Source organism: Roseovarius sp. MMSF_3359 (genome assembly GCF_030733385.1).
Lineage (GTDB): Bacteria > Pseudomonadota > Alphaproteobacteria > Rhodobacterales > Rhodobacteraceae > Roseovarius.
Genome location: NZ_JASHJC010000008.1, coordinates 184,054 through 209,821, shown reverse-complemented (window position 1 = coordinate 209,821; position 25,768 = coordinate 184,054). Strand labels below are relative to the sequence as shown.

The window sequence follows — 25,768 nt, the reverse complement described above, 5'->3', positions numbered from 1 at the left end:
GGGACCAGAAAGACTTGAGTGAGTGCAAAGCAATGAAACTGATTGTGCAGATTCCCGCGTTGAATGAGGAAGAGACCCTCGCCACCGCAATCGCGGCCATTCCGCGTGATATCCCCGGGATTGCGAGCGTTGAAATCCTGGTGATTGACGATGGGTCAACTGATGAAACCGTCGCCGTCGCGCGGCAGGCCGGTGCCGATCACATCCTGCAAATGGCGAGTAACGTCGGGCTGGCCCGTGCTTTCAGCGCCGGTATCGAAGAGGCGCTGGCGCTTGGTGCAGACATCATCGTTAACACCGATGCCGACAATCAGTATTGCGCTGATGATATCCCGGCCCTGATCCAGCCGATTCTAGAACGCCGCGCCCAAATCGTTGTCGGTGCCCGCCCGATCAGCGAGATCGAGAGTTTTTCGCCGATCAAGAAGGCGTTGCAACGCCTGGGTAGCTGGGTCGTCCGACAGGCAAGTGGATCAACGATTCCTGACGCCCCGTCGGGTTTTCGCGCCTATGCCCGCGAAGCGGCGGCGCGGCTTTGTGTTATCAATACCTATACCTACACGCTTGAAACGATCATTCAGGCGGGCCGCAAACGCATTCCGATGGTCTCGGTACCTGTGCGTGTCAATGAGGTCACCCGTCCGTCGCGGCTGTTTCGCAGCATGCGCGAATACATCGCGCGCTCGGCCAAAACAATCCTGCGCGTTTTCGTGATCTATGCGCCGCTTCGTTTCTTTTTCGCCATTGCTGCGGTTTTTGCCTTGCCGGGGCTGATCGCCATTGGACGGTTTCTTCTTTTTTACATGGCGGGAGATGGAACGGGCCACGTGCAATCGCTGATCCTTGCAGCAGGCTTGATGGCTATGGCGACGGTCTTTCTTGCGGTTGGGGTTCTTGCGGACCTCGTTGCGACCAATCGTAACCTGCTCGAAGATATCCGCGCGCGGGAGCTTCTCAGAGCGGTTCGTCCGGGCGCCGACGTGGCGCAGCTTCGGCTGCAGGGCAATCAGTCCGGCAAGCGATCCGGTGTCGCGAATGCATCCTAGCGCGGCGGAAAGAAACGCCCCGTCGTCCGAGACCTTGCACGGTCCGACCCCGATGGCCACCATACGGGTGGCGATCGTTGCATTGTTTTCTGTCCTGACCATCTTGGCCTATACGCACAACGTGAACTGGGACGAGTTTTTCTACCTTTCGCAGGTGCACGCGCATCTGGACGGGCGACTCGACCGGCCATTACAGACGATCCATGTACATTTCTTCGGGTGGCTTGCCCTGTTGCCCGGCGACGAGATGACACAGATCTTCGCGGCGCGTCTGGTGATGACAATTTGCCTCGCGGTCACTGCCGGGGCCATCTGGCGCATCGCGCGCCATCTTGCGTGCCGGGACGGAAATGGTTCTGTTATCGCCAGCGTCGCTGTGCTGGCCTTTCTCTCTTCCGGTTATGTTCTCGGCCATGGTGCCAGTTTCCGCACCGATCCGATCGCCGCTGCTCTTTTGATGGTCGCTTTGGCGATTGTGATGACCGGGCGGGTGACGGCGGTGCAGATCGTCGCGTTGTCCCTTTGCGGTGCCCTTGCGCTGCTGGTCACGATCAAGTCGGCGCTTTACCTGCCTGCACTCCTCGGCGGGGTGCTTTGGCGGCTGGGAGAGCGCGGCATGATCGTTCGCTTTGTCGCCGCGGGGTTCCTTGCGCTGGCCGTTACGGGTGCGGTTTACACCTGGCATGCCAGCGGCATTCTTCAGGTCCCTGGCAGGGACGCTGCATCAACAAGCCAATCCGCCCTGCGGACCACCCTGATTGATGCTGGCATCGCGCCGCGCTTCTCGGAGGCATTTCTTTGGGCTTTGCTCAGTCTGGCACCTCTTGCACTTGCCGTTATCGGGATCACCCGGGCATCCGGGACACGCCTGCGCATTGTGCTGATACTTTTCGCGTTGCCACTTGTGCTATCGGTACTCTTTTATCGTAACGCTTTCGCCTATTTCTTTCCCTTCATTGTCCCACCCTTGATGGTGGCCGCCGCAATGGGCGCTGCGAAGGTGGCTGGCAAAGGACGGCTCAGTACCTTCATCGCCCTGATGATCCTGAGTGGCGGCTGGCAGGCGATGATGTCTTTGTCTGAAGATGCCCGCCTGCAACGTGAGACGATTGCAGAGGTGCACCGGCTTTTCCCGGAACCCGTTGCCTATATCGACCAGAATGCGATGATATCGAGTTTCCCGCGCGATACGTTCTTTATGTCGAGTTGGGGCGTGGCGCGGTACCGTGCGTCAGGCGCGCCCGTGATGGCAGACCTGATCGCCCGCACCGCGCCGCCGCTCTTGCTCGCCAGCCGTCAACATCTGCACCGCGTGATGACGGAACCGGTGATCATTGATGACCCGAACCTCCTGATGCCGGAGGATATCCGGGTCTTGCGCGACACCTATGTGCATTACTCCGGTGCGATATGGCTCGCCGGTAAGGAGGTCAGCCTGACCGGCCGCCCCCAGTCCTTCGAAATGTCCATCGCTGGCCGCTATCGCCTGGAAAGCCCGGTTGGCGTTACCATCAACGGTACGTCGCCTGAGGATGGGGAAGTGGTTGAAATCGACGGCCACGCGGTGATTTCTGGCCCCTCTGGCAGCACCGCTCGGCTGATCTGGGATACAGGGGTAGTGCCGCCCTCGCAGCGCGCCCCCTGGGCGGAGCACTATTCGGGCTTCTGGCATCTGTCCTTTTGACTCGGCTTTGTGGTGCGCGGCGGATCGCTAGAACGAGGCTGAGGCAAACAAAACCGAACGGGGCAATGCGCACCTAAACCTCAACGGTGTTGCACTGCCTCGATGCGGGCTTGCCATTCCGGCTCCTGGCCATAGCCATGCGCCGCCATGCCTGCGCCGCAGAATTGAGCAACCGCACGGATCTGCGTATCGTTCCATGATTGCCAGCTTTGCTTTTTGCCGCGGGAAGCGTTGCGCACATCACCTGTTATCGCTTCAAGATCGCCTACCCGGTGTGATGGACCGGCGTCATGCGTCACGGCAAAATCGACGAACTGCTCAAGCCAGTCATGTTCGTCCCCAAAGAGGTCTTCAAAGCGAAAGACCCTGACATTGCTCGACCGCGTTGCGGCCCGGTCGAGCGTATCGGCAATCAATCCCCACTCCCAGGCAAGGCGGCCCACCTGGTCCAGGTCAGGCCATAGCTCCGCCGCAGCCTCGTCGCCCAGCTTGGTCGGTTCCAAAGGCCCGGGCGGAAATCGTTCCGTCAGGGCCCCATTTCGCCGTTTTGGTGCGTGACGGAGCCAGGAGGCAATCCAATCCCGCGGGTCGCGCAGGATACCGGCCAGTTTCGCCCCGGGCCAGATCTCCTCTAGGCAATCCGCGACCATCCACCAGGCGTAGTAGCTCTCGATAATGAGCGTCTCGGGCCTTGCGGCGTGATAGGCGTCGCGCGTGGCACGCAGACTGGTGGCGCAGGCGGCGCGATCCATGCGCCCCTCAAGAAATGCTTGCCCCAGCACGCGCACCCCGGTCTGCCCTAAGAGGCGCCCCGGCCCCATATGCCAAACGCCGAAACGGCGGACGCGCTCTAAGGTCAGCCTGGACAACCCCGCCACCATGTCGGGCTCATGCTCGGAATGGCAATCGGACACGACCTGACCCAGCATGTCGCCAAAGAACTGTGTGCCAGTGCGCCCGCCAGAGGCGATGAAGGTGAGTTGCTTGGTCACGGCGCTTCTGCTCCCTTAGAGACCGGCAGGGCAACGGCCATGACCGCCCCGGCGCAGAGGCCGAGAACCCGGTTGAGGGCCACCGCAAGAAACGCGGTCGCTGCGGAGCCTCCGATCAACGCCGCGAGGCCCGCCGCGACGGTCTCGTTGACGCCAAGCCCGGCAGGAACGATCGCGACCGCTGCCCCGAGAGTCGGGGCGACTGCGTAAAGTGCCGCTTCGGTCCAGCTTATAAGCAGGCCGAGCGTTGCGAAAGCGACTGCGACCCTGAGGACCGTCAGGATCAGCATTGCGATCCGTACGGCGATCATGGCGAGGATGTAACGTGTCGCCGCATGACGGTTCAGGATGACCAAAACACCTACAAGGCCCATGCCGCTCGCCATGCATAGCCAGATCCAGGTCGGATCTGCCAATAGCGTTAAGGCCATAAGTGACAGTGTTAGCGTCATGAAAAGGGTTAGGAGAGAGGTCAAGATGATGATCCGGGTGCTGTCGCCAATTCCCGCGCCCGCATCCACCAGCGCCGCACCACGGACCACCGCGCCACCGGGCAGCGGCAGTAACTCGGCCACATTTGCGGTGGCGACGGTGTAGATACTGCGGCGGTTCGGGATGTCGCAGCCCAGGGTGCGTGCATTAACCCGCAAAGCGATGGCTGCGATCAGAATGTTCAGCGGGGTCAGGACCAGAAGATTCAGAAACAGCAAACCTGGCGACAGGCTGCGCCAGTTCAGCTCCAGCGTCGCCAGAGACCAGATCGCCCCGCACACAACCACTACCAGCCCCAACAGCCGCAACCCGCCCCGGACCGCAGGGCGCTGATGCCAGGCCCTGAATCGTTGGACCGGGGATGAGGACACGGGCGGGCGCATCAGGCGGTTCCGCCAGCCCGGGGGGAGGCATAGGCAGAGAGCGTATCCGTTGCCACCCGATCCCAGGAGAAATGACGATTGCAAAGGTCTTTGGCGCGTCCTGTGAAATCTGACCGTTGGGCGTCATCCCAACTTGCGATTTCCATGATCTTGTCGGCCCAAGCCCGGGGGTCGCCCGGTGTGATGTGAAACCCGGTCTGGCCATCGAGGACCGCTTCTTTGAGGCCGCTATGGTGACTTGCCAGCACGATCCCCCCTGCAGCGGCAGCTTCGAGAGCAACGAGGCCAAACCCTTCGAATTCGCCGTTTGGCACGTCAATATTGGGGACGATCACACAAACGGCAGACGCATAGGTACACCACAACTCCGCCTGATCGAGACGCCCGAGGTGCCGGACCCTGGGATGGTCGAGGGCGGCGGCTTCGGCCGTATCCCATACCGTCCCGGCCACGTCTAACGTCATGGTGTCCGGCAAGAGTGGCAAAACCTCTCGCACGAACCATGCAAGCCCCTTGCGGGGGACCAGACGGCCCGAAAAGAGCAGCGATTTGCCGGGGCTGGACGGGGCGCCTGCGGTGACCTCTGCCGCCAGCGGGACAACCAAAGTATCGTGGAAGCCATAGCGGTTTGCGGCCTTTGCGGTCGCCTCGGAGTTGGCAATGACCGTGACATGACCGAGACAACGCGCACCAAGACGCAGGTAGCTGCCGTAGATCCGGCCCTTCGCACCGCCACGCAAAGGATAAGCGACATCCGTGCCGTGAGCAGAGAGTACCCGCCGACCACGCGGCGACCGGATCCGGGCGCACAGCGCAAGGGGCCAGCTTGCCATATCAGCCACATGGGTGATCTTTGCCGGCGACCGGGCGCAAAATAACCGGATTGCTGCCCGCAAACCAAACCAGAGAAGCGCGCCCTTCCCGGGCACACTGCCGTCGGAACGCCCCGGCAAGGCAAGCGTCTCAACCTCCGCATAACGGCGCAAGGCATCGGAAAGTTCTTTGGAATACGTTTCCATACCACCCATGGCCGGGGGCCATTTGCGCGACACAAACATGACGGAGGGTCTTTCAGACATGGCTTTATCTTCTGCGAGGCTGCCTAAATGGCAATACTGCACCGGCGCCGAACACCGTATTGGGACAGATTTTCTGGTCTTGACGCATCGGTGCAACCCTGCAGTCGGGAAGGCTCTTGCCTTGGCGGAGGTTGTCAGGGGGCGACCGGTCTGTTGATCCGCGCCTGCAGGCGGGCGAGCCCGGCGCCGCAGATCCAGCAGACGAGCGCGACCAGGAAGCCAAAATACCCGTCGATGGCGTAATGCCAGCCCAGCAGGACCGAGCTTACCTGGATCATGATGGCAAACGCCACCATGGTCCACCCGAGCGCCCTTGTGTAGCGGAACGCCTGGAACGCCATCAGCCAGGAGGTGGCGAGGTGCATGCTCGGCATGGCCGAGATACCGCCCAGCCCGCCGCTATTTTGGTACCCGTCGAGCAGCATCGCCTGCAATTCAACCGCAACCAGCGGTGTTTCTGCGTTGATCCGCATCAGCATGTCCTTCAGCGGCAGGAACTGATCGCCAAAGCCAAAGGCCTGGAAATAGATCGGACCGACCGAGGAAAACAGGGTTGCGAGGATAGATCCGCCGATGATCCAGCTCAGGATAAAGGCAAAGAGAAAGGTGTTCCGCCGGTCGGGGTTTTCGCGGTCCATCGCCGCGAGGAAGCCGAAGAAATAGATTAGCAGGAACCATGTCGAATAGGTCAGATCCGCGATCTGGAACATCGCGGCGTTGCCCAGGGCCGGCAACAGCAGGCGGTAGGGATCGACGCCGCCATGGACGAGCCTGTCCAACTCGGCAAAGGCTTCGTCCCAGGCGAAGGGGTTCAGAAGCGGAATGGCCTCTTTGACATAGGAAAAGATCACCGCGAAGAAAACGATGCCAAGGATGGCGATCGCGCCGCTTGCGAGCCGCGCCCGGTCGGTAATGAGAAGATCGCGCAGATCCCGGATGAGCCAGCCGATGGGACGGGTGGGGCGGACATGCGCAACCATGTGTGCAAAACGCCAGATGACCATCGACAGAAGGAAAATCGGCACCAATCCAAGCAGCATCCAGAAGCTGCTCGACAGGCGGCCGGCGAAGAGTGGAACGGAAATCGCCGTGCTCAGAATGATCGCCGCGAGGAAATATGTCGCCACCAAGCCGCAGAGGATACTGTTCTGCCGCAAGGCCGCGCCGATCACGCTGCTGGCTTTCCGCTGCGATATCGGGGCCTGTCCCGAAAGAAGTTCCGTCTGCATTGCCAAGACGTCCAGATGCCTGTTGTTTTGCGGTCATTTTCCCGAAAAAGGTGACGTAGTCTTGGCCCGAACACGTCAATATATTGTCAAGACGGGTCTGGAGGCGCAAAGATGGGGCCTGTTGCCCACGATTTTTGCAATATCAACAGCTTTTCCGGACCAGAATGACCATGATTGAGCCTTTGCCAGAGACCGCGCTGATCCTCGAGACGGAAAGGTTGCGGCTAACGCCGTTGTCGCCGGATGACCTTGATATCGCGCAGCGGGTTCTGTGTGACCCCAGGGTGATGCATTATGTTTCGGATGAGATGACGCCGGAGGCGGTCGTGTCCCATATGAAGGACGCGGTAAAACGCGGGGCAGGGGGGCGGATCGGGATCTGGTGCATCACCCGCAAGGACACGGGCGAGAAGATCGGGGATGGTGTTCTGACGCCGGTGCCGATTGATGAGGACGACACCGATTGGACGCAGGTGGTGCCGGACGCCTATCCACAAAGTCAGATCGAGGTGGGTTACCTTTTTGTTCCCGAAGCCTGGGGACGGGGATTCGCGACAGAGACCTGCGCCCGGCTCTTGCGTTTTGCCTTCGAGATGACGGACCTGCCCGAAGTTGTGGCCACGACGGATCCGGAGAACGTCAACTCACAGCATGTTCTCAAGAAATGCGGGATGCGGTCGATCGGCCGGAAACGCGCCTATGGCTACGACGATGTAGAATGGCTTGAAGTGACGCGCGAGGAATGGAACGCTCAGGCGTCGAACCAATGACCGTCCGGATCCCCGGGCCAGACGCCAAGGTAAGGCCCGTGTGACTGATACCCCATGAGACGGCGGATGTCGTCGGGATAGCTTTCGGCAACCTCCCGCGGGATGGTGAGGTAGTGATTTTCCTCCTGCCGGAGCCAGCCGAGCGAGTAGGTGGTGATCAGCCCGGAGCGTGGGGCGCGGGACCTGTTGGCGCCCCCGGCATGGACCGTGCCCCCGAGATAGAAAAGGACGGAGCCCCGCGGCATCACGGCCTGGGTCGTGTCCGCATCGGTAATCGTGTCGATGTCGCGCAGATCCTGCGAGCCGGGGACAACCCGGGTGGCGCCGTTTTCGATGGTGAAGTCGTCGAGCGCCCACATCGCGGAGATCTGGAATTCGACGTCCGGGATGCGGATCGGGTAAAAATCATCGTCGCGGTGCAACTCCTGCGCCTTCTCGCCGGGCAGGATTTCAATCGCCGTCGAAGATCCGATCCGGTAGGTCGTGCAATGGCGTTTCAGGACGCGGTCGGCCACGGCCATGACCAAAGGATGGGCAATCAACGCCGCCGCAGCTCGGCTGAGGCCCAGAATGCCGCCCAGGCGGAGTGTCTTGTATCCGTTGAAATCGTTGGCGAATTTGTGCCCCTGGTCATCGAATGGCCCGCGCAGGTCGGCAGCGATCCGGTCCAGAAGCGGCGTGTCGGACAAGGTCTCCACGATTACACCGCCATCCTTCAGGAGTGTGCCGGCGACGGCGACGGGATCATTCGGAAGGCGTTTGATCTCAGGCATAATCTGTCTCGCTCAGGTGTTGCAGCCCGGCCTCCATGATGTCGAACATCGCGTCAATCTCGGCCTCTGAGATCACGAGCGGCGGGGAGAAGACCGCCATGTTGCCATAGGGCCGCAGCAGCAGGCCGCGGTCTTCGCAGGCCGCATCGAGCTTGGCGCCAAACTGCAGATGCGCCGCATAGCTTTCGTCGCTCAGGTCGGGCCGGCATTCGAGGCAGCCCAGAAGGCCCATGCCGCGCGCCTCGCCCACGATGTCGAAACGGTCCCCGATCTGACGCAAGCGGCCCTGGAAATGCGGCGTGACACGCTGGACATGGCCAAGAATATCCTCATCCTCGAAGATCTCGATATTCTTGAGGGCCGCGGCGCAGCTCACCGGGTGACCGGAATAGGTATAGCCGTTGTAGAAGAGGTCGTCCTCGCCTCCGGCATCGGCCAGGCGCTGCATGATCCGGTCGGAGATGATGCAGGCGCCCAGCGGCACATAGCCCGACGTCAGCCCCTTGGCGCAGGTGATGATATCGGGCGTGATCCCGAACACGTCCTCGCTGGCAAACCAGTGGCCCAACCGGCCGAATCCGGTCACCACCTCATCGGAAATATAGAGGATGTCATGTTTGCGGCAGATCTCCAGCGTGCGCTGATGATAGCCCTTTGGCGGGACGATCACGCCCCCGGAGCACAGGATCGGCTCGGCAATGAAGGCGCCAATCCGGTCTGTGCCGACCTCGAAAATCATCGCCTCGAAATCGGCGATCTTGGCATCGCACCAATCCGACTCGCTCATCCCCTGGGGTCGCAGGTAGGGGTTCACGTCAGGCAGGAACCGAACCAGTTCCGTGGCCTTGTCGAGCCGGGATTTGAACCGTTCCTTGCCGGTCATGGTCGAGGCCAGATAGGTCGATCCATGATAGGCCTTTTCCCGCGACAGAATGATCTTTTTCTGCGGTCGTCCCAGCCGGTTGTTGAGGAACTGCACCATGCGCAGGGCGGTGTCGACGGCGGTCGAGCCGCCCGTGGTGAAATGCACGTTGTTGAGGTCGCCGGGCGTGCGTTCGGCAATCTTGCGGGCAAGGATCGCCGCGGGCTCGCTGGTCGAGGACCAGGGCGAGACATAGGGCATGCGGAGTGCCTGATCGGCGATGGCCTGTGCCATTTCCTGACGGCCATACCCAATCTGGACGCACCACATTCCGCCCGGCCCGTCGATGAACCGCTTGCCGGTGCTGTCCCAAAGATAGATCCCCTCGGCGGTGTTGACGCGCATGTAATCATCCTTGCGCCACCCCTCGACACTGGCCCAGGGGTGCAGGTGGTGGTCACGGTTCCACGTGGTCAGGTCGGTATCCGACGGCGTATTCCGGGTATCCATTTTCATCCCCTGTTGCAGTGTTGCATTCGTTCGTTCGGCAGTCGGTCGAGCCCTCACAATCCCATCTTGTCGAGGAATCTGAGCCGGAGGATTTCAGCCTCGACCATCGTCTGCCGCGCGAAGGAGAGGGGCAGGGGTTTGATCGAGGTCACCGGAAAGGCCAGGTCGTCATTATGCGCGCCCAGTGCCCATCTCGACAAAACGCGCCCCATGGCCGTGGCGATCGCGACCCCCCGTCCGTTGAAACCCAGGCCCGCCTTCAGGCCGGGTGAAATCTCGTGCAGGTGGGCGTAGTGATCCCGGGTTAGACCGACGAGGCCGCCCCAGGCGTATTCCCATTCACTGTCGGCAAGCTGTGGAAAGAACGTCCGGCTGACCCGGCGGAGGCGGTCGAGCTGGCGGCGGGTGGAATGGTCGTTATACGTCCCGCGCCCGCCCATGAGGAAACGACCATCGGCGTCGAGCCGGAAATAGAGCAGCAGGCGACGCGCGTCGGAGAGCGCATGCAGATCAGGCAGGATCGACGCGCGGATATTGTCGGAAAGCGGTTTGGTTGCCACCTGGACCGAGCGGACCGGCAGCACCGATTTTGCCAGTGGTTTGTGCAAGTCGCCGGAATAGGCGTTGGTGCAGATCAAAACCTGTGGCGCGGTCACGGTGCCACGACCGGCATGTAGGGTATAGCCGGCAGCCACCCGGTCTATGGCGGAAACGGGGGATTGCCCGTGAAGCGTCGCCCCCAGACGGTCGGCGGCCTCCGCCAGGCCGAGCGCGAAGTTCAGGGGTTGCAGGTTGCCGCCGCGATGATCGACCAGACCGCCCAGATAGACATCCGTGCCGGTGAGGCGGGTGATCTTGTCGCGGTCGATCTTTTCGACATTGGCGCCAAGCGCCTGCCATTCCTCGGCCAAAGCGTGCAACTCGCGCAGGGTTTTGGGCGTATGCGCTGCCCGTATCCACCCGGGACGGATGGCGTTGCACTCGATCCGGTGTTTTTCGATCAGGTCGAACACCAGATCACCCGCATTGCCGGACATGTCGATCATGCGGTTGCCGTGCTCGTCGCCGAATTTCCGGCGAATGACACTGGGCGGGTCGTAGAGCCCGACATTGATCTGTCCGCCATTGCGCCCGGATGCGCCCCAGCCCGGCTGCTGCGCTTCGAGGAGCGTCACGTTGGCGCCCGCCTCCGCAAGATGCAACGCCGCCGAAAGGCCGGTGAAACCACCGCCGATCACGGCAACATCGGCCGTTTGCGTCCCTTCCAGAACGGGATAATCCGGGACGCGGTTTGCCGTGGCCGTCCAGAGCGAGTTGGCGATGACCGGGCGTTCGTTCTGGATCATAAGTGTCGTTTTCCTGCTTGCGTTGCCCCGCAAACCGCCGCAGCCTTGACCGGAAGAAGCGCGTGGGGGCGCCCGGCATGACCTATCAGTTGCTCAACCAGTTCGACCTGAAACCCGGCGTGGATCGCGCGCGGTTCGACGCGGCCTGGGCGGCTTTCGGCGCCTATCTGATCGACGAGGATCTGGCGGTATCTGTCGGCCCGCTTTTCAATCGCGAGCCTCAATCGGGCTATGATACCGATGATGTGCGCGCGCACAACCTGATGGCGGTGATCGGCTTTCGCGACAAGGCGCAGGCCGATCTGGCCTGGGATGCGATTGAGGCGCGCGCACAACCTCTTGGCCGGTTGCATGCAGGTGTTTTCGGTCTTGTTCATGATCCTGTTTTCACCTTCTGGCAGCAGAGTTAGGCCAGTTTCTTTGCGATCGTCTTGGCGTTGGCATGGCCGCTGTAATACGCCCCGTTGACCAGTGCCGAGACCGAACCGCCGATCGCCTCGCCCGCGAAATAGAGTTTTTCATCAATGGGTTGCCCGAGTTTTTCCCGCGCGCCCCAGGCACCCGGGCGGACCGCACCATAAGCCCCCAGCGTCAGCGGGTTGTCTGCCCAATCCGTGGCAAATCCCTGCACGAAATGCTTGCGCGCATCGCTGCCGACCAGGCGCACGAGTTGCTCAAGCGCGTAATCCACCACGGCTTGTTGCCCGGCGCCGTATAGTTCCCATGCAAAGCGCCCGCCGATATTGCCAAAGAGATAGTCGTGCCCGCACGGCCAGGCGACAAAGTAACAGGCCTCGCCCGGTTGATCTTCGGGGATGCGGTAGGTGACCCAGTTGTTTTCACCAAGGTCAAGCCGCGCACCGTCGAAAAGCAGCGGCACCTTCATCAGGAGGCCCATCGGGATGTCGGCAGCGGCCTGCTGTTTCCAATCGGGCAACTCGGGTGTGAACTTGATGTGGCCTGCGTTCAACACGCCGGTCGATACCGTCAGAAGACAGGCCTTGGCGCGGATCGTGCCATTGGAGGTCTCGACCGACACCCCCGCGCCGGATGTGTCGATGGCGGTAACCTTGGTGCCAAGCGAAATCGGAAGACCGTCGGCCAGCGTTGCCACCACGGCGCCAAGACCCTCCTTGACGATGTAGCTGGGCTGACTTGAGGTTCCGTTCCAGTAATCGGCGGTCGAAATCTGATCGAAATCCACCCCATAGTCCATGGCACCGGACCAGGACTGGACCGAGGCGCCATAGGGGATGTCGGGGATGACGGTCGAGGCCGCTACATCTTTGCCCGCCTGCCCGGCCTTGTTCATGGGACGCTCGATCGCCCCCCAGGCGCGGTCATAGGCGGCCCATTCATCGTCATCGGCACGGTTCCCTTCGAGGTCGAACAGGTCGGTTCCGGCGCTGGTGTGATTGACAAGGGTAAACCCGCCCTCGTTGCCGATGCGCGTGAAAGCGTTGTTGTCTGAGCCCGATATCCAGGAACAGCCGTGATCGACCGGCGCGCCGAAGGTCGCGCTTTCGGTATAGGCGCGGCCGCCGACACGGGTGGCCGCCTCGACGATCACGAACGAGATCCCCTTGTGCTGCAGCGTGCGCCCGGCCTGAAGACCGGCGGCCCCGGCACCGACGATGACGACATCGGGATCACTCGGCAGGTTTTGCGCCAGAAGCGGCGTTGCACCGGCCATGGTCAGACCGGCCAAGACGGCGCGGCGTCCGATATGTGTAGACATGGATTACCCTCCTGGGCGTATGGATGGATCAAGCGTTGCATAGTATTTCCTGAGATAGGCGGGGACGTTCCAGGCGCAAACGGTGCCTGCTGGAACGAAAAACACATCGCCAGTTTTGAAATGATGAGCTGTGCCGTTGTCTTCGGTCAGCGTGACTTCTCCATCGAGAACCTGGCAGAATTCGTGGCTTTCAAAGGGGGCCATTTCGGTTTGCAGCGTTTGCGTGTCCCATAGGCCGACTTCGAAATTGCGGTGGTCGTTGGTGAAGAACACCTTTTCCCGTTGCGGCGTCCTAGTGTCGGTCAAAAGGTCAGCGTCGGTCAGGGTCTGGTCCGGGTCCAGCGCAATGATGCCGCCGTTGGCGCATTCGACAGCAGGCGTCGGGGCGCGGGGGTCGAGATAGGTGATGTAGAACTTCTTGAGATACCCGTCCTGCTTCCAACTGACCGGCGCGCCATTACGGAAAATCACGCTTTGACCCTGCTGCGCCGGAACGCCGTCGCCATCCGCGTCAAGCATCCTGAAATGGCCCTCAAGAACGACGATGAACTCGTCCCCCGGATAGGGGCCGAAAGCCTCCTGCATGGTGGTGGTGTCCCAGACGCCAACACTCAAACCCAACTCGTCGTCTTGAAAATAGACATGCACATTCTGCGCCTCGGGCGGGGTGGCAAAATCCGCAGGATCAAGCGTCATCGGGTCAAGACCGTCGGGGCCATTTGGAGAAAGGCGGACGATTCGTTGGCGCGATTTCATGGCGGTTGCCTCTCCTTTGTCTCCATCGCCGCCACTGCAAAACAGCCTTTTTCCTAGGCTTTTTCCTGGCCTCAGCCCTGTGAGGCGCAAAAAACTTGACTTGAGTGGCTTGGTCCATAAATGATTGAATGATCATTCAATGGAATGACCGCAAGACGTCAAAAAGTCAATCTGCCAATTCCGTTGCGGTCGCGGGTCAGAGCGGGTTGGAAAAACAAATGGGCACCAGAGCCGGGGGATGCGGTGCGGGGCCTAAAGGGAGATCAGACTGACATGGATGTAGTTGACCAATTGGGTTCCGTTCGCGAAGGCAAGCTGAGCCGTCGCGCATTTACAAGAGGGTTGCTGTCGGCCGGGGTGGCCATGGCGACCGTACCAGCCGGAACCAGGCGCGCGATGGCCGCAGCCGAGGATCAGGCGTCTTATTTCACATGGGGTGGATATGACATTCCGGAGCTTTTCGTACCTTACCAGGAAAAGCACGGTGAACTGCCGAATTTCTCGATCTTCGGGGGTTCCGAAGAAGCGCTGACCAAGATGCGGGGTGGCTTCGTGGTGGACGTGTCGCACCCGTGCAATTCGGGGATGCCGCGCTGGGTCAAGACCGGCTTGTTCCAGCCGATCGACACATCGCGCCTCAGCAACTGGCCCGATGTCATTCCCGAACTTGTGGACCTGCCGGGCAACCAGGCCGATGGCGGCAAGATATGGATGACGCCCTTCGATTGGGGGCAGACATCGGTGACCTATCGCACGGACCTCTTTGAGCTGGAGGGCGACGAAAGCTGGGATATGCTTTGGGATAAACGCTACACGGGCCGGTTGGGGTCGCTTGCGTCGGGTGGCGACGCCTGGTGGTGCGGCGCGATCAAGGCCGGTGTTCCGATGTCAGATATCGCGACCGACGAAGCCTTCGAAAAGATCGCTGCCGTAATGCGCGAACAACGCCCGTTGATCCGCGTCTATACCGATGACACGACAACGCTGGAGCAGGCGTTGTCGTCCGGTGAGATGGCCGCCGCGATGACATGGAACAGCTCGGCCACCCTGCTGCAGTCCGAAGGGGTGCCGGTCAAGTTCGCCAATCCCAAGGAGGGGGCGCTGACCTGGGTGTGTGGCCTGATGGTGCACAAGGACGCCCCCAACCTGGACCGTGCCTATGACGTGATCGATTCCCTGCTGAGCGTCGACTCCGGCAAGTTCATGATCAACGATTACGGCTATGGTCATTCCAATGCCAAATCCTTCAACGAGTTCGACGCCGAAACGCTCGCCAACCTGGGCCTGAGCAAGAACCCGGCGGATGTCCTCGAAGCCGGGCATTTCCAGATCCCGCAATCGCAGGAGTGGGAAACCCGGATGAACGAGACCTTCGAACAGATCAAAGCCGGGTTCTGATAAATCACCCCCTTTGGCCCGTTGGCACATCGCCGGCGGGCCAAATTTTTGATGTCGCGCGAGCACCTGAACTGATGGCAGAAACATCTCTTTCGCAAGCCAAGGCAGATCCGACACCCTACAAGGGTTCGCGTCTGGGTGGCCTGTTGCACCGGAACGAGACATTGCGCGGCTACCTGCTGATGTCGCCGACAATGGTGATCATGACGGTGGGCATCCTGGTGCCGTTCATCATCCTCCTGGTGATGAGTTTCTGGACCCGTGAGGGGTTCGGGTTCGACACCACCCTGACCACCACCAATTACCAACGTGTCTGGACCGAGCCGATCTTTGGCGCGCTCCTGAGCCGGTCATTCTGGATTTCGGGGGTGGCGACGGTGGCGACCGTGCTGCTGTGTTATCCGATGGCCTATTACGTAGCCTTCCATGTGCATCGCAACAAGATGATGTGGATCATCCTGATGACGCTGCCCTTCTGGACAAGCTACCTGCTGCGGGTGTTCGCGTGGAAGGTGATCCTGGGGTATGAGGGTGTCATCAATTCGGGCCTGATGTCACTCGGCCTGATCGAAGCACCGCTGGAATTCCTGCTCTACAGTCAGACCGCTGTCATCATCACCCTGGCCCATGCCTGGGCGGCCTTTGCGATCCTGCCGCTCTACGTCTCGCTGGAAAAGATCGACAAATCTCTGCTCGAGGCGGCGACGGATCTGGGTGACGGACCGGTGACACGCTTCCTGCGCATCACCTTACCGCTGTCCATGCCCGGCGTAATCGCGGCCTCCTTCCTCATCTTCATCCCGACCACCGGAGACTACATCACGCCTGCGCTCCTGGGCGGCCCCGATGGCGCGATGATCGGCAACTTCATCCAGCTTCAATTCGGTGCGGTGAACAATTGGCCCATGGGCGCCACCCTTTCCATTGTGCTGATGCTCTGGATCTCTGCCATCGCGCTGGTGTTCCTCTTCGTCACCCGCAAGGCGCAGGAGAAAATCGCATGAGTGGCACATATATCAAACGCCCCAATCGGCCGTTGCAGATCTACGCGGTGATCTTCCTGATCGTGCTTTACACGCCGGTCCTCTTCATCCCGATGTTCAGCTTCAACGACTCGCTTTACGTCCGCTTCCCGCTGCAGGGTTTCACCTTGCAATGGTATGGCGAACTTTGGACACGTGAGCCGGTCTGGAACGCGCTGTGGAACAGCATCAAGGTGGGTGTCGTCGTCTCCTTGATCTCGACGCTCCTTGGTGTCGTGGCCGCCCGCGCCATCACCCGCTACCGGATGCCGGGCAAAAGCGCGCTGGTCACGTTCATCATGATGCCGCTGGTCATCCCCGGCATCATCTTCGGGGTCGCACTTCTGGTGCTGATGAGCCGGATGGGTGTGCCGCTGTCGCTCTACACGGTGACGGTGGGCCATCTGATCGTGTGCCTGCCCTTTGCAGTCGCCACCCTTCTGCCGCGGTTCGAAGGGTTCGACCCGTCGATGGAAGAGGCCTCTGCCGATCTGGGCGAAAACGGCTGGTGGACCTTCTGGCGCGTGACCTTCCCGATGGTTTTCCCCGGCGTGATCGCAAGCATGCTTTTGACCTTCACCATCTCTTTCGACGAATTCATCATGGCGTTCTTCCTCACTGGAACGGATCCGACCTTGCCGATGTACATCTGGGGCCAGTTGCGGTTCCCGCAGGAGTTCCCCTCGGTTCTGGCGCTTTCATCACTGATCCTCTTTGTCTCCTTTGCCCTGGTCTTCGTTGCACAACGGATAGGGCGAGTCGGGCTAGAGGACGAGCTCTAATGGGTGACGACATATGACCAACGCTGATGCCTTCATCTCCATCCAGAACGTGAACAAGTTCTTCGGCTCGTTCCAGGCGATCGAAGATGTGTCCATGGATATCGCCAAGGGGGAGTTTTTTTCGCTGCTCGGTGCGTCGGGATGCGGCAAGACCACGCTTCTACGGATGCTGGCGGGTTTCGAAAGTACGTCGAATGGCGAGATTTTCATCGACGGGCAGGCCATGTCCGACGTGCCGCCACACCACCGCCCGGTCAACATGGTGTTCCAGAGCTATGCGATTTTCCCGCATCTCAATGTGCGCGACAACATCGCCTACGGGCTGCGTCGGCAGAAACTGCCCAAGGCCAAACGCGACGAGATGGTCGAGGAGATGTTGGAGCTTATCAAGCTGCCCGGTTTTGGCAGCCGCAAGGCCACGGAGCTTTCGGGGGGGCAGCGGCAGCGGATCGCGCTTGCCCGCGCGCTCATTCTCAAGCCCAAGGTTCTGCTGCTCGACGAACCGCTGGGCGCGCTCGACAAGCAGTTGCGCGATCAGATGCAGCTTGAGCTGCGCGCGCTGCAACGCCAGGTGGGCATTACCTTTGTCTTTGTGACCCACGATCAGGAAGAGGCGCTGACCCTGTCGGACCGGATCGCGGTGATGTCCGGTGGCAAGGTGCTGCAGGTCGACACGCCCGAAGGTCTTTATGAAACGCCGCGGACACGCGACGTGGCGAGCTTCATCGGTAACATGAACTTCTTCAATGGGACGGTGCGGCGGAACGGGTCGGCCACTGGCGCGGTGGAGGTCGAGGGGCTCGGCGCGATCCCGGTGCCGGTGGAACAGTTGACCAAACCCGATGAGACGCCGGTGCAGATCGCGCTGCGGCCGGAAAAGTTTACACTGAGCGCCGAAAAACCTGCCGCCGATCTGACCGTGGCGGGGAAGATGGACAACACCGCCTATCTCGGTGAGCGCAGCCACCACTATGTCGCGATCCAGGGCCGGGAGGAGCCGGTTGCCGTTTCGATGCCCAACCTCGGCGCGTCCGATCTGGGGCAGGCCGGTGCCGACGTCTGGCTGTCGTGGTCGCCGGACTCGATTGTTATTCTTGATGCGGACTGACAACCATGCGCGCAGCAATTATCATGGCCATATGGGCAAGACGATGAACCAGACGATCAGAAACCAGAAAACCGGTCACAAGCCGACCCGGCGCACGGAATCGAAAGAGGTCCGGCGGCGGCAATTGATTGATGCGACGATCCAGTCGATTGCAAAGCACGGGATCGGCGGCACCACGATGCAGTCCGTGACGGAGATTGCGGGCCTGTCGATCGGGATCGTGAATTTCCATTTCGAGAGCAAGCAGAAGCTGTTCGAAGAGACGCTGGTATTTCTTGCGCGTGAGCATCACGAACAATGGCACCGGGCCTATGAGGATGCAGGCCTAAGCGCGGCGGCCAAGCTGCAAGCCATTGTCGATGCGCATTTTCATCGCAACATCTGCTCGCGCAAGAAACTGGCCGTGTGGTTTGCCTTTTACGGCGAGGCCGGGCGCCGCCGTGTCTATCGCAAGCTGATCGAAGACATCGACATCGAACGGTTCCATATCTCCATCGACCTCTGCACGAAGATTGCCGAGGAAGGCGGATACAAACTGATGCCGCCGCGTCAGGTCGCCAACATGCTTGAGGCACTTTATGACGGGCTTTGGCTTGATATCCTGACCTATCCCGACAGCTATTCGCGCGAGACCGCCCGGGCACATGTGCATGGGTTCCTGTCGACCGTCTTTCCGCAACATTTCAAGATGCCGAGTTTCTGACATCCCGCCGCCAGGCGACCGCGTTTTCCGCGCCGCCGCCCTACTTGCGATCGGAGTACCTCTATGAGTCGCGACCCCCGCTACGATATCCTCTTCGAGCCTGTGAAGATCGGTCCCGTCACCACCCGCAACAGGTTCTACCAGGTGCCGCATTGCAATGGCATGGGGCGTGCCTATCCGTCGTCAATGGCAGAGATGCGCGGGATCAAGGCCGAGGGCGGCTGGGGTGTTGTCTGTACCGAGCAGGTCGAAATCCACCACACGTCGGAGCTGAGCCCGGTGATCGAGGGCCGGCTTTGGGATGATGCGGATCTGCCGGTGTTCCAGAAAATGACCGATAAGATCCACGCCCATGGCAGCCTTGCGGGGATCGAACCCTGCTATGACGGTCTGGCGACGCCGAACCGCTATAGCCGTGAGATCCCGATGGGCCCTTCCGCACGCCCGGTGAGCTACATGGATCCGGTCCAGGCCCGCGCGATGGACAAGACCGACATTCGCAACATGCGCCGCTGGTATGTCGAGGCCGCCAAGCGGGCGCGGCGCGCCGGGTTCGACGTGATCTATGTCTATGCGGGTCATGACCTGAACGCGATTTCGCATTTCCTGTCGCGGCGGTGGAATGACCGGGGCGATGAGTACGGCGGCAGCCTTGAGAACCGGGTGCGCCTCTTCCGTGAAATCCTGGCAGATACCAAGGAGGCCGTCGGGGATACCTGCGGCATCGCGATACGCTTCGGCGTTGATGAACTGATGGGCAATGATGGCCTCAACTGCGAGGGCGAGGGCCGTGATGTGGTCGAAATGCTGGCGGATATTCCCGACCTCTGGGACGTGAATGTCAGTGATTGGGACAATGACAGCGTGACCTCCCGTTTTGCCAGCGAGGGGTTTCAGGATGATTACGTGTCCTTCGTCAAAAAGGTCACCAACAAACCGGTTGTCGGGGTCGGGCGCTATACCTCGCCCGATACGATGGTCCGGCTCATCAAATCCGGGGCGTTGGACCTAATCGGGGCCGCGCGTCCGTCCATCGCTGACCCGTTCCTGCCGAACAAAATCGAAGAGGGGCGCGTGGACGACATCCGCGAATGTATCGGCTGCAATATCTGTGTCTCGGCGGATTTCACCTCCGTGCCGATGCGCTGCACACAGAACCCGACCATGGGTGAAGAATGGCGGCGGGGATGGCATCCGGAACGTATCGACCGGAAACATGCGGATGAAAGCGTGTTGATCGTGGGCGCAGGACCCGCGGGGCTTGAGGCCGCACGGGCCCTTGGCGAGCGTGGCTATGACGTAACCCTCGCCGAGGCGACCGACACCCTGGGCGGACGTGTAACGATCGAGAGCCGCTTGCCCGGCCTCACCGAATGGAAGCGGGTTGCCGATTATCGCCAGCACCAGATCAGCCAGATGCCCAATGTCGCAACCTATCTCGAAAGCCGTCTCACCGCCGCGCAGGTTCTGGAATTCGAGGCTGATCACGTGGTCATCTCGACCGGCGCCAAATGGTGCGACAGCGGCGTCGGTCGCGAAAACCACGCCCCCATCGACCGGGACGAGGCCGCGCGTATTCTCCTGCCTGACGCGATCTGCGCCGGAGACGCCGTGGAAGGTCCGGTCGTGATCTTCGACGATGACCACTACTACATGGGTGGGTTGATGGCCGAACTTCTGCGCGGGCAGGGGCATGAGGTGACGCTAGTCACCCCGTCGTCGGATGTGTCGCACTGGACGCATAACACGTTGGAACAAGGCCGAATTCAAAAGCGCCTGATCGAAATGGACGTGAACATCATGCCGCTGCAGAATGTCGTCCATATCGGCAAGGATCACGTCACGCTGTCCTGCGTCTACACGGAACGCGAACGCAAGATCGCCTGCGGCACCTTCGTGCCGGTCACGATGCGCCGGCCGGTGGATCAGCTTTTCCACGACCTGATGGCGCGGCCGGAACTGACCGAGGGCGGCCCGCAATCCATCAACCGGATCGGTGACTGCCTGGCGCCGGGGATCATTGCGGCCGCGGTTTATGCCGGACACCGTTACGCGCGTGAACTGGGGGGCGGAGTGAATGACCCCGACAGGGTGCCGTTCCGCCGCGAACTGCCGCAACTGGCCGCCGAATGAGACCAAAGCAGGAGACAGGCCATGCAACGTGATCCCCGTTACGATATCCTGTTCGAGCCGGTGAAGATCGGCCCTGTCACCGCGAAGAACCGGTTTTACCAGGTGCCGCATTGCACTGGCATGGGCCATCTCAGGCCACGGACCCTTGCGGCGATGCGGGGCGTCAAAGCGCAGGGCGGCTGGGGCGTTGTGTGTACCGAGTACAATTCCATCCATCCCACGTCGGACGACCTGCCGCACCCCTCCGCCTCGCTCTGGGACGATAGCGACGTGCGGGCGCATTCCCTGATGACCGACGTGGTGCATGAACATGGCGCGCTGGCCGGGGCGGAACTTTGGTATGGCGGCGCGCGGTCGGCCAACCTGATGACCCGGTTGCCCTCCATGGATGTGGCCAGCATGCCCAACCTCGCAGGTCACCCGTTCCAGACCCGCGCGATGGACAAGGCAGATATCCGCACCCTCCGGCATTGGCACCGCCGCGCGGCGATCCGGGCGCGGGAGGCCGGGTTTGACGTGGTCTATGTCTATGCGACCCATGGCTATCTCCTGTCGAATTTCCTGAACCCGCGGATCAATGACCGAAGCGATGAATATGGCGGCAGTCTCGAGAACCGCGTCCGGCTTGTGCGGGAGTTGATCGAAGACGCCAAGGAGGCGGTTGGGGATCGCTGTGCCGTCGCGGTCCGGTTTTCGGCGGACGAGGAAATCGGCGAGGACGGCCAGCCGATCCATGGCGAGCGCCGCGAAATGCTGGCCATGCTGGCCGATCTGCCCGACCTGTGGGATATCAATATCGCGGATTACTCGCTGGAAATGGGCGTGTCACGCTTCGTCAAGGAAGCGTCGTTGGAGCCCTACATGGCCTGGGTGAAGTCGGTCACGACCAAGCCCGTGGTCACCGTGGGCCGTTTCACGTCCCCCGACACGATGGTCAGCCAGGTCAAGCGCGGGATTACCGATTTCATCGGTGCGGCCCGCCCGTCGATTGCCGATCCGTTCCTGCCCCGCAAGATCGAAACCGGGCAGCTTTCGGCGATCCGGGAATGCATCGGCTGCAATGTCTGCTACTCCGGCGACAGCCTGAGCGTGCCGATTCGCTGCACGCAGAATCCGACGATGGGCGAGGAATGGCGCCGCGGCTGGCATCCGGAAATCATCGCCGGGAAAGCATCGGAGGCGCGTGTTCTGATCGTCGGGGCGGGGCCTGCGGGTCTCGAAGCTGCCCGTGCCCTTGGTGAGCGCGGGTATCAGGTGATGCTGGCCGAGGCCACGCGCGAGATCGGCGGGCGGGTCACCCGCGAAGCGTCCCTGCCGGGGATGAGCGAATACATCCGCGTGCGCGATTATCGCGCGCAGCAGCTTGTCGAGATGCCTAATGTCGAGATCTTCCGCGAAAGCCGCCTGAGCGCCGACGACGTCTTTGCCGTCGAAGCCGATCACGTGGCCATCGCCACGGGCGCGACATGGCGTCGGGAGGTTTTTGACGGCGAGGTGTTCCGCCCCATTGCCGATGGCGATGATGCCGCAAGGATCTACACGCCTGATGACATCATGGACGGCAACCTGCCCGATGGGCCGACGCTGGTCTACGACGGCGATGGTTACTACATGGCGGGCGTGCTGGCCGAGCGGGTCTGGGCCGCTGGGCATGACGTGACCTATTGCACTGCCTCCGACAGCGTGTCGCGCTGGGCGGGCAACACGTCGGAACGCTGGCGGGTGCGGACCCATCTGATGCGCCTGGGGGTTAGCATCGAAACGGCACAGTCCCTCACTGGCTTTGACGGCAGTACCGCGGTTCTGGAATGTGCATATAGCGGTGTGGAAAAAACCCTCCCGGTTTCAAATATCGTGATGGTGTCCGGGCGACGCCCGAATGACGGTCTCTATCGGGACCTTCGCGCGGCAGAGGGGCCCGAAGGCCTTCCCTTTACCCTGACCCGGATCGGTGACTGCAACGGGCCCGCGATCATCGCCGCCGCGGTCTATGCCGGGCATCGTTATGCGCAGGAACTCGACTGCGATATCGACCATGACATGCCACTGCGCCATGACCGCGTGGATGTGGGGCAGGACGATAGCGCCCCGGCGCGATGGAAGTAGGAGGCCGCCATGACCGCAGATCCGACATATCTTGAGACCTTGTTGCTCTACTACGAGGAAGAAGTGGAGGGTGAAGCCTATTTCAATGAGCTGGCCACCAGGTTCGAAGCCCCCGATGCCCGGGAGAAGCTCTTGCTGCTGGCCGAGGTAGAACGTCATGCGGCCCACGGCGTGGCGCCTTTGCTGGAGCAATACGACCTGATCCCGCGACCCCGTGAAGAACTCTCCAAGATGGGGCGCAAGGATGCCCAAACGACGACGGTGGATTGGGCCGAATTGCTGGCGGGTATGAACAAGACCTATCCGGGCTACCTGGTGTCGTTTCACAAACTCGAGGCCATGGCACCCGCGGCGGATCTTCCCCGGTTGTCGTTTCTTACCGAACACGAGGTCGCGGCGCTCAAATTTCTGGAAATCGAGGCGCAGGACCCCGCAGCAAGTGCTGCGCCGCTCAGGGCCTATCTCGATACCGATCCGGTGGCCTGGATCGCCCGGGCCGGGTGACGCGATGCGATGGGTTCTTCTTCTGTTGCTGTTCTCGGCCCCCGTGGCCGGCAAGGCGCAGCAAAGCTCAGGGACCGAAGAGGTGACGGAGACTAAGGAATGTCAAAGCTGCACGGCACGGCACAAGAGCCTCCAAGCCCTGCAGGAAGCCTTGAAGACCCCCGATGCCGCGGAGGGCAGCGACGATGACGAGCGGGAAGCGACCTCCGACAATTGAATGGCAGAGATGCGGTTGAGGTGATCAGTATGGTGCCCAATGAACACGGCTCTCTTCTTCGAAAGGTAATGATTACAAGGGGTTGTATCTGATCTGGTGAGCGCGCTGCCGCTTAGGGCAAGATAGGGGCCTGACAAGTCTTCGGAACTTTGCTATCACTCGGGCGACTCATGAAGGAGAGACAATGATGAGAATTTTCAGGATCCCAAGCCAAGGCTGACAAGCTGGTCCTGAAGGGGTGGCTTGGTGCCATCTCACTTCCCATCTTCTGTTTTTCTGCGCCCGCTGGAGGGCATCATGTTTCGCAAATTCGAAAATATCGTGAATCCGTTTGTCGCCGTGTCGGCAGCCACACCGCCCGGGACCCTATGGGCCTATCTCTGGTCGCAGTTGCAACCGTTCAAAAAGCTGTTGCCGATCATCTGCGTCGTGGGGTTCCTCGTGGCCATCATGGAGATCTGGCTGATTTTCTATTCCGGCCGGTTGATCGACCTCATGACCGAGGCCGGGCCAGCGGCCTTTTGGGCCAGTCACAAGTTCGAGGTGATCGCGGCCGCCCTGTTCATCCTCTTCCTGAGACCGGTCATGTTCGCGCTCAATCACCTGCTTCTGGGCCAGGCGATGGCCTCGAACCTGCAGGAGCAGGCCCGGTGGCGCGCGCACCGGCATCTGCTGGGGCAATCGTCGAGCTTTTTCCAGAACGATTTCGCCGGGCGGCTGACCAATCGCGTCATGCAGGTCGGCCCCGCGGTCGAGGATAGTGCGTACCTGTCATTGGAGGCGCTCTGGTTCGCGTTGACCTACGTCTTCGGGGCGATCTTGATCCTGAGCGATGTGGATATCCGCCTCGCGATCCCGGTTGTGATCTGGCTGGTCGTCTATGTCGTCTATGTGCGCAAGATCGCCATGCGGGTCGCGGTTGCGTCCGAGAAATGGTCCGATGCGCGCTCGCTCGTGACCGGCCGCGTGGTCGATGCCTATGCCAATATCGAAACGGTCAAACTCTTCTCCCATGGGGACCGCGAAGAACAATATGCGCTGAGTGCCATGCGCCGTTTGCGGCTCAGGTTCCAGCGGTTCCTGCGGCTGATGACCGAGCTTGAGTTTGGCCTGAACCTCATCAACGGTGTGCTGATGGTGGGGGTTGTGGCCCCTGCGGTCTGGCTCTGGTCGCTGGGCGAGGTGTCGATCGGGCAGGTCGCCGCGGCGGCGGCGTTGACGATCCGGCTGAACGGCATGAGTGGCTGGATCGTCTGGGTCACGATTGAGCTCTTCGAACATGCGGGTGTGATCCGCGAAAGCCTGCGTTCCATCGCGAAGCCGCAGGAGGTCGTTGATGCGCCGGATGCTACGCCGCTTGTTGTGCAGAATGCCGAGATCCGGTTCGAGAAGCTCAGCCACCACTATGGCCGGGACAAGGGTGGGCTCAACGATGTGACCCTGACCATTCCCGCCGGGCAAAAAGTTGGACTTGTGGGGCGGTCGGGAGCCGGAAAATCCAGCCTTGTCAACCTGTTGCTGCGGTTTCGGGATGCGGAAAAGGGTCGTATCCTGATTGATGGAAAATCCATCACCGAGGTGACACAGGACAGCCTTCGTGGCGAGATCGGCATGGTCACGCAGGACAGCTCGCTCCTGCACCGGTCGGTGCGGGCCAACATCCTCTATGGCAAACCCGACGCCACCGAAGCCGAGATGATCGCCGCCGCGACACGTGCCGAAGCGCATGAGTTCATCCAGGATCTGCGCGATCCGCAGGGCCGCGCGGGTTACAGCGCGCAGGTCGGCGAGCGGGGCGTGAAGCTCTCGGGTGGGCAGCGGCAGCGGATCGCGATTGCGCGCGTGATCCTCAAGAACGCGCCGATACTTATCCTGGACGAGGCGACATCGGCCCTCGACAGCGAAGTGGAGGCCGCGATCCAGAAGACGCTTTACGGCGTGATGGAGGGCAAGACGGTGATCGCGATCGCGCATCGCCTCTCGACCATCGCCCAGATGGACCGTGTCGTGGTTCTGGATGAAGGCCGGATCGTCGAGGATGGCCCGCCTGCGGAGCTGCTGAAGCAGGATGGGCTCTATGCGAGCCTATGGGCGCGTCAATCCGGCGGGTTCATCGGCTAGAAAACAAGGTACGG

At 61.2% G+C, this 25,768-nt stretch carries 23 protein-coding genes; 14 read left to right on the top strand and 9 right to left on the bottom strand.

What is annotated here, in order from left to right; all coding sequences use genetic code 11:
• Positions 1-32: 32 nt before the first annotated feature.
• Both RBB29_RS13575 and RBB29_RS13570 read left to right on the top strand, forming a co-directional pair.
• The gene (locus tag RBB29_RS13575) at positions 33-1,046 is read left to right on the top strand and encodes a glycosyltransferase family 2 protein (protein ID WP_306116017.1); all 1,014 of its coding nucleotides are present in this window, start codon (positions 33-35) and stop codon (positions 1,044-1,046) included.
• Positions 1,047-1,098: 52 nt separating this feature from the next.
• On the top strand, positions 1,099-2,730 hold the full coding sequence (locus tag RBB29_RS13570; protein ID WP_306116018.1) for a hypothetical protein: 1,632 nt from the start codon (positions 1,099-1,101) through the stop codon (positions 2,728-2,730).
• A gap of 80 nt (positions 2,731-2,810) precedes the next feature.
• On the opposite strand, the gene RBB29_RS13565 is transcribed toward RBB29_RS13570, so the two are convergent.
• The 4 genes from RBB29_RS13565 to RBB29_RS13550 all read right to left on the bottom strand — a co-directional run bounded on the left by RBB29_RS13565 (position 2,811) and on the right by RBB29_RS13550 (position 6,905).
• Complete coding sequence (locus tag RBB29_RS13565; protein WP_306116019.1) at positions 2,811-3,722, bottom strand: hypothetical protein; 912 nt, start codon at positions 3,720-3,722, stop codon at positions 2,811-2,813.
• Positions 3,719-4,597 carry a hypothetical protein gene (locus RBB29_RS13560; protein ID WP_306116020.1) on the bottom strand — a complete coding sequence of 293 codons (879 nt, stop codon included), beginning with the start codon at positions 4,595-4,597 and terminating at the stop codon, positions 3,719-3,721. The genes RBB29_RS13565 and RBB29_RS13560 overlap by 4 nt, the downstream gene beginning before the upstream one ends.
• On the bottom strand, positions 4,597-5,676 hold the full coding sequence (locus tag RBB29_RS13555; protein ID WP_306116021.1) for a glycosyltransferase family 4 protein: 1,080 nt from the start codon (positions 5,674-5,676) through the stop codon (positions 4,597-4,599). Before RBB29_RS13555 ends, RBB29_RS13560 begins: the two co-directional genes overlap by 1 nt.
• Before the next feature lie 134 nt (positions 5,677-5,810).
• Complete coding sequence (locus tag RBB29_RS13550) at positions 5,811-6,905, bottom strand: phosphatase PAP2 family protein (protein ID WP_306116022.1); 1,095 nt, start codon at positions 6,903-6,905, stop codon at positions 5,811-5,813.
• 170 nt (positions 6,906-7,075) lie between these two features.
• Between RBB29_RS13550 and RBB29_RS13545 the strand changes: the two genes are divergently transcribed.
• Complete coding sequence (locus tag RBB29_RS13545; protein WP_306121165.1) at positions 7,076-7,675, top strand: GNAT family N-acetyltransferase; 600 nt, start codon at positions 7,076-7,078, stop codon at positions 7,673-7,675.
• On the opposite strand, the gene RBB29_RS13540 is transcribed toward RBB29_RS13545, so the two are convergent.
• From RBB29_RS13540 to RBB29_RS13530, 3 genes are read right to left on the bottom strand one after another with little or no spacing between them, the layout of a single operon-like run.
• Positions 7,657-8,448 carry a phytanoyl-CoA dioxygenase family protein gene (locus tag RBB29_RS13540; RefSeq protein ID WP_306116024.1) on the bottom strand — a complete coding sequence of 264 codons (792 nt, stop codon included), beginning with the start codon at positions 8,446-8,448 and terminating at the stop codon, positions 7,657-7,659. The two genes, RBB29_RS13545 and RBB29_RS13540, sit on opposite strands and share 19 nt — an antisense overlap.
• Positions 8,441-9,826 (bottom strand): aminotransferase, encoded by a 1,386-nt coding sequence (locus RBB29_RS13535; protein WP_306116025.1) that lies wholly within the window; start codon positions 9,824-9,826, stop codon positions 8,441-8,443. Before RBB29_RS13535 ends, RBB29_RS13540 begins: the two co-directional genes overlap by 8 nt.
• A gap of 47 nt (positions 9,827-9,873) precedes the next feature.
• On the bottom strand, positions 9,874-11,166 hold the full coding sequence (locus RBB29_RS13530) for an FAD-binding oxidoreductase (RefSeq protein WP_306116026.1): 1,293 nt from the start codon (positions 11,164-11,166) through the stop codon (positions 9,874-9,876).
• A 77-nt stretch (positions 11,167-11,243) separates the two neighbouring features.
• Between RBB29_RS13530 and RBB29_RS13525 the strand changes: the two genes are divergently transcribed.
• Positions 11,244-11,576, top strand: coding sequence for a hypothetical protein (locus tag RBB29_RS13525; RefSeq protein WP_306116027.1), 333 nt, complete (start codon positions 11,244-11,246; stop codon positions 11,574-11,576).
• Here the strand turns inward: RBB29_RS13525 and RBB29_RS13520 are convergent.
• Together RBB29_RS13520 and RBB29_RS13515 are read right to left on the bottom strand one after the other, a co-directional pair.
• Positions 11,573-12,904, bottom strand: coding sequence for an NAD(P)/FAD-dependent oxidoreductase (locus RBB29_RS13520; protein ID WP_306116028.1), 1,332 nt, complete (start codon positions 12,902-12,904; stop codon positions 11,573-11,575). The two genes, RBB29_RS13525 and RBB29_RS13520, sit on opposite strands and share 4 nt — an antisense overlap.
• A gap of 3 nt (positions 12,905-12,907) precedes the next feature.
• Complete coding sequence (locus RBB29_RS13515; protein ID WP_306116029.1) at positions 12,908-13,660, bottom strand: cupin domain-containing protein; 753 nt, start codon at positions 13,658-13,660, stop codon at positions 12,908-12,910.
• A 273-nt stretch (positions 13,661-13,933) separates the two neighbouring features.
• On the opposite strand from RBB29_RS13515, the gene RBB29_RS13510 reads away from it, so the two are divergent.
• From RBB29_RS13510 to RBB29_RS13465, 10 genes are all read left to right on the top strand, one after another.
• Positions 13,934-15,058: a PotD/PotF family extracellular solute-binding protein gene (locus RBB29_RS13510; protein ID WP_306116030.1), complete on the top strand. Its 1,125-nt coding sequence runs from the start codon at positions 13,934-13,936 to the stop codon at positions 15,056-15,058.
• 74 nt (positions 15,059-15,132) lie between these two features.
• The gene (locus RBB29_RS13505) at positions 15,133-16,062 is read left to right on the top strand and encodes an ABC transporter permease (protein ID WP_306116031.1); all 930 of its coding nucleotides are present in this window, start codon (positions 15,133-15,135) and stop codon (positions 16,060-16,062) included.
• Entirely contained in the window at positions 16,059-16,862 is an 804-nt protein-coding gene (locus RBB29_RS13500) for an ABC transporter permease (protein WP_306116032.1), read from the top strand. Before RBB29_RS13505 ends, RBB29_RS13500 begins: the two co-directional genes overlap by 4 nt.
• A 13-nt stretch (positions 16,863-16,875) precedes the next feature.
• Positions 16,876-17,970, top strand: coding sequence for an ABC transporter ATP-binding protein (locus RBB29_RS13495; RefSeq protein ID WP_306116033.1), 1,095 nt, complete (start codon positions 16,876-16,878; stop codon positions 17,968-17,970).
• Positions 17,960-18,673: a TetR family transcriptional regulator C-terminal domain-containing protein gene (locus RBB29_RS13490; protein ID WP_306116034.1), complete on the top strand. Its 714-nt coding sequence runs from the start codon at positions 17,960-17,962 to the stop codon at positions 18,671-18,673. Before RBB29_RS13495 ends, RBB29_RS13490 begins: the two co-directional genes overlap by 11 nt.
• A gap of 63 nt (positions 18,674-18,736) precedes the next feature.
• Positions 18,737-20,806: an FAD-dependent oxidoreductase gene (locus RBB29_RS13485; protein ID WP_306116035.1), complete on the top strand. Its 2,070-nt coding sequence runs from the start codon at positions 18,737-18,739 to the stop codon at positions 20,804-20,806.
• A gap of 21 nt (positions 20,807-20,827) precedes the next feature.
• A complete protein-coding gene (locus RBB29_RS13480) occupies positions 20,828-22,912 on the top strand; it encodes an FAD-dependent oxidoreductase (RefSeq protein ID WP_306116036.1) in 2,085 nt (694 codons plus the stop codon).
• A 9-nt stretch (positions 22,913-22,921) separates the two neighbouring features.
• Positions 22,922-23,416 (top strand): hypothetical protein, encoded by a 495-nt coding sequence (locus tag RBB29_RS13475; protein ID WP_306116037.1) that lies wholly within the window; start codon positions 22,922-22,924, stop codon positions 23,414-23,416.
• A 4-nt stretch (positions 23,417-23,420) separates the two neighbouring features.
• Complete coding sequence (locus RBB29_RS13470) at positions 23,421-23,633, top strand: hypothetical protein (RefSeq protein WP_306116038.1); 213 nt, start codon at positions 23,421-23,423, stop codon at positions 23,631-23,633.
• A gap of 297 nt (positions 23,634-23,930) precedes the next feature.
• The gene (locus RBB29_RS13465) at positions 23,931-25,754 is read left to right on the top strand and encodes an ABC transporter ATP-binding protein (protein ID WP_306116039.1); all 1,824 of its coding nucleotides are present in this window, start codon (positions 23,931-23,933) and stop codon (positions 25,752-25,754) included.
• Positions 25,755-25,768 lie beyond the last annotated feature (14 nt).

Excerpts from the sequence above, each read along its gene's own strand:
- RBB29_RS13510 (WP_306116030.1), top strand. The coding sequence starts at position 13,934 with ATGGATGTAGTTGACCAATTGGGTTCCGTTCGCGAAGGCAAGCTGAGC.
- RBB29_RS13555 (WP_306116021.1), bottom strand. The coding sequence starts at position 5,676 with ATGTCTGAAAGACCCTCCGTCATGTTTGTGTCGCGCAAATGGCCCCCG.
- RBB29_RS13545 (WP_306121165.1), top strand. The coding sequence starts at position 7,076 with ATGATTGAGCCTTTGCCAGAGACCGCGCTGATCCTCGAGACGGAAAGG.
- RBB29_RS13500 (WP_306116032.1), top strand. The coding sequence starts at position 16,059 with ATGAGTGGCACATATATCAAACGCCCCAATCGGCCGTTGCAGATCTAC.
- RBB29_RS13470 (WP_306116038.1), top strand. The coding sequence starts at position 23,421 with ATGCGATGGGTTCTTCTTCTGTTGCTGTTCTCGGCCCCCGTGGCCGGC.
- RBB29_RS13570 (WP_306116018.1), top strand. The coding sequence starts at position 1,099 with ATGGCCACCATACGGGTGGCGATCGTTGCATTGTTTTCTGTCCTGACC.
- RBB29_RS13520 (WP_306116028.1), bottom strand. The coding sequence starts at position 12,904 with ATGTCTACACATATCGGACGCCGCGCCGTCTTGGCCGGTCTGACCATG.
- RBB29_RS13540 (WP_306116024.1), bottom strand. The coding sequence starts at position 8,448 with ATGCCTGAGATCAAACGCCTTCCGAATGATCCCGTCGCCGTCGCCGGC.
- RBB29_RS13495 (WP_306116033.1), top strand. The coding sequence starts at position 16,876 with ATGACCAACGCTGATGCCTTCATCTCCATCCAGAACGTGAACAAGTTC.
- RBB29_RS13505 (WP_306116031.1), top strand. The coding sequence starts at position 15,133 with ATGGCAGAAACATCTCTTTCGCAAGCCAAGGCAGATCCGACACCCTAC.
- RBB29_RS13485 (WP_306116035.1), top strand. The coding sequence starts at position 18,737 with ATGAGTCGCGACCCCCGCTACGATATCCTCTTCGAGCCTGTGAAGATC.
- RBB29_RS13465 (WP_306116039.1), top strand. The coding sequence starts at position 23,931 with ATGTTTCGCAAATTCGAAAATATCGTGAATCCGTTTGTCGCCGTGTCG.
- RBB29_RS13475 (WP_306116037.1), top strand. The coding sequence starts at position 22,922 with ATGACCGCAGATCCGACATATCTTGAGACCTTGTTGCTCTACTACGAG.
- RBB29_RS13550 (WP_306116022.1), bottom strand. The coding sequence starts at position 6,905 with ATGCAGACGGAACTTCTTTCGGGACAGGCCCCGATATCGCAGCGGAAA.
- RBB29_RS13535 (WP_306116025.1), bottom strand. The coding sequence starts at position 9,826 with ATGAAAATGGATACCCGGAATACGCCGTCGGATACCGACCTGACCACG.
- RBB29_RS13560 (WP_306116020.1), bottom strand. The coding sequence starts at position 4,597 with ATGCGCCCGCCCGTGTCCTCATCCCCGGTCCAACGATTCAGGGCCTGG.
- RBB29_RS13515 (WP_306116029.1), bottom strand. The coding sequence starts at position 13,660 with ATGAAATCGCGCCAACGAATCGTCCGCCTTTCTCCAAATGGCCCCGAC.
- RBB29_RS13530 (WP_306116026.1), bottom strand. The coding sequence starts at position 11,166 with ATGATCCAGAACGAACGCCCGGTCATCGCCAACTCGCTCTGGACGGCC.
- RBB29_RS13525 (WP_306116027.1), top strand. The coding sequence starts at position 11,244 with ATGACCTATCAGTTGCTCAACCAGTTCGACCTGAAACCCGGCGTGGAT.
- RBB29_RS13490 (WP_306116034.1), top strand. The coding sequence starts at position 17,960 with ATGCGGACTGACAACCATGCGCGCAGCAATTATCATGGCCATATGGGC.
- RBB29_RS13575 (WP_306116017.1), top strand. The coding sequence starts at position 33 with ATGAAACTGATTGTGCAGATTCCCGCGTTGAATGAGGAAGAGACCCTC.
- RBB29_RS13480 (WP_306116036.1), top strand. The coding sequence starts at position 20,828 with ATGCAACGTGATCCCCGTTACGATATCCTGTTCGAGCCGGTGAAGATC.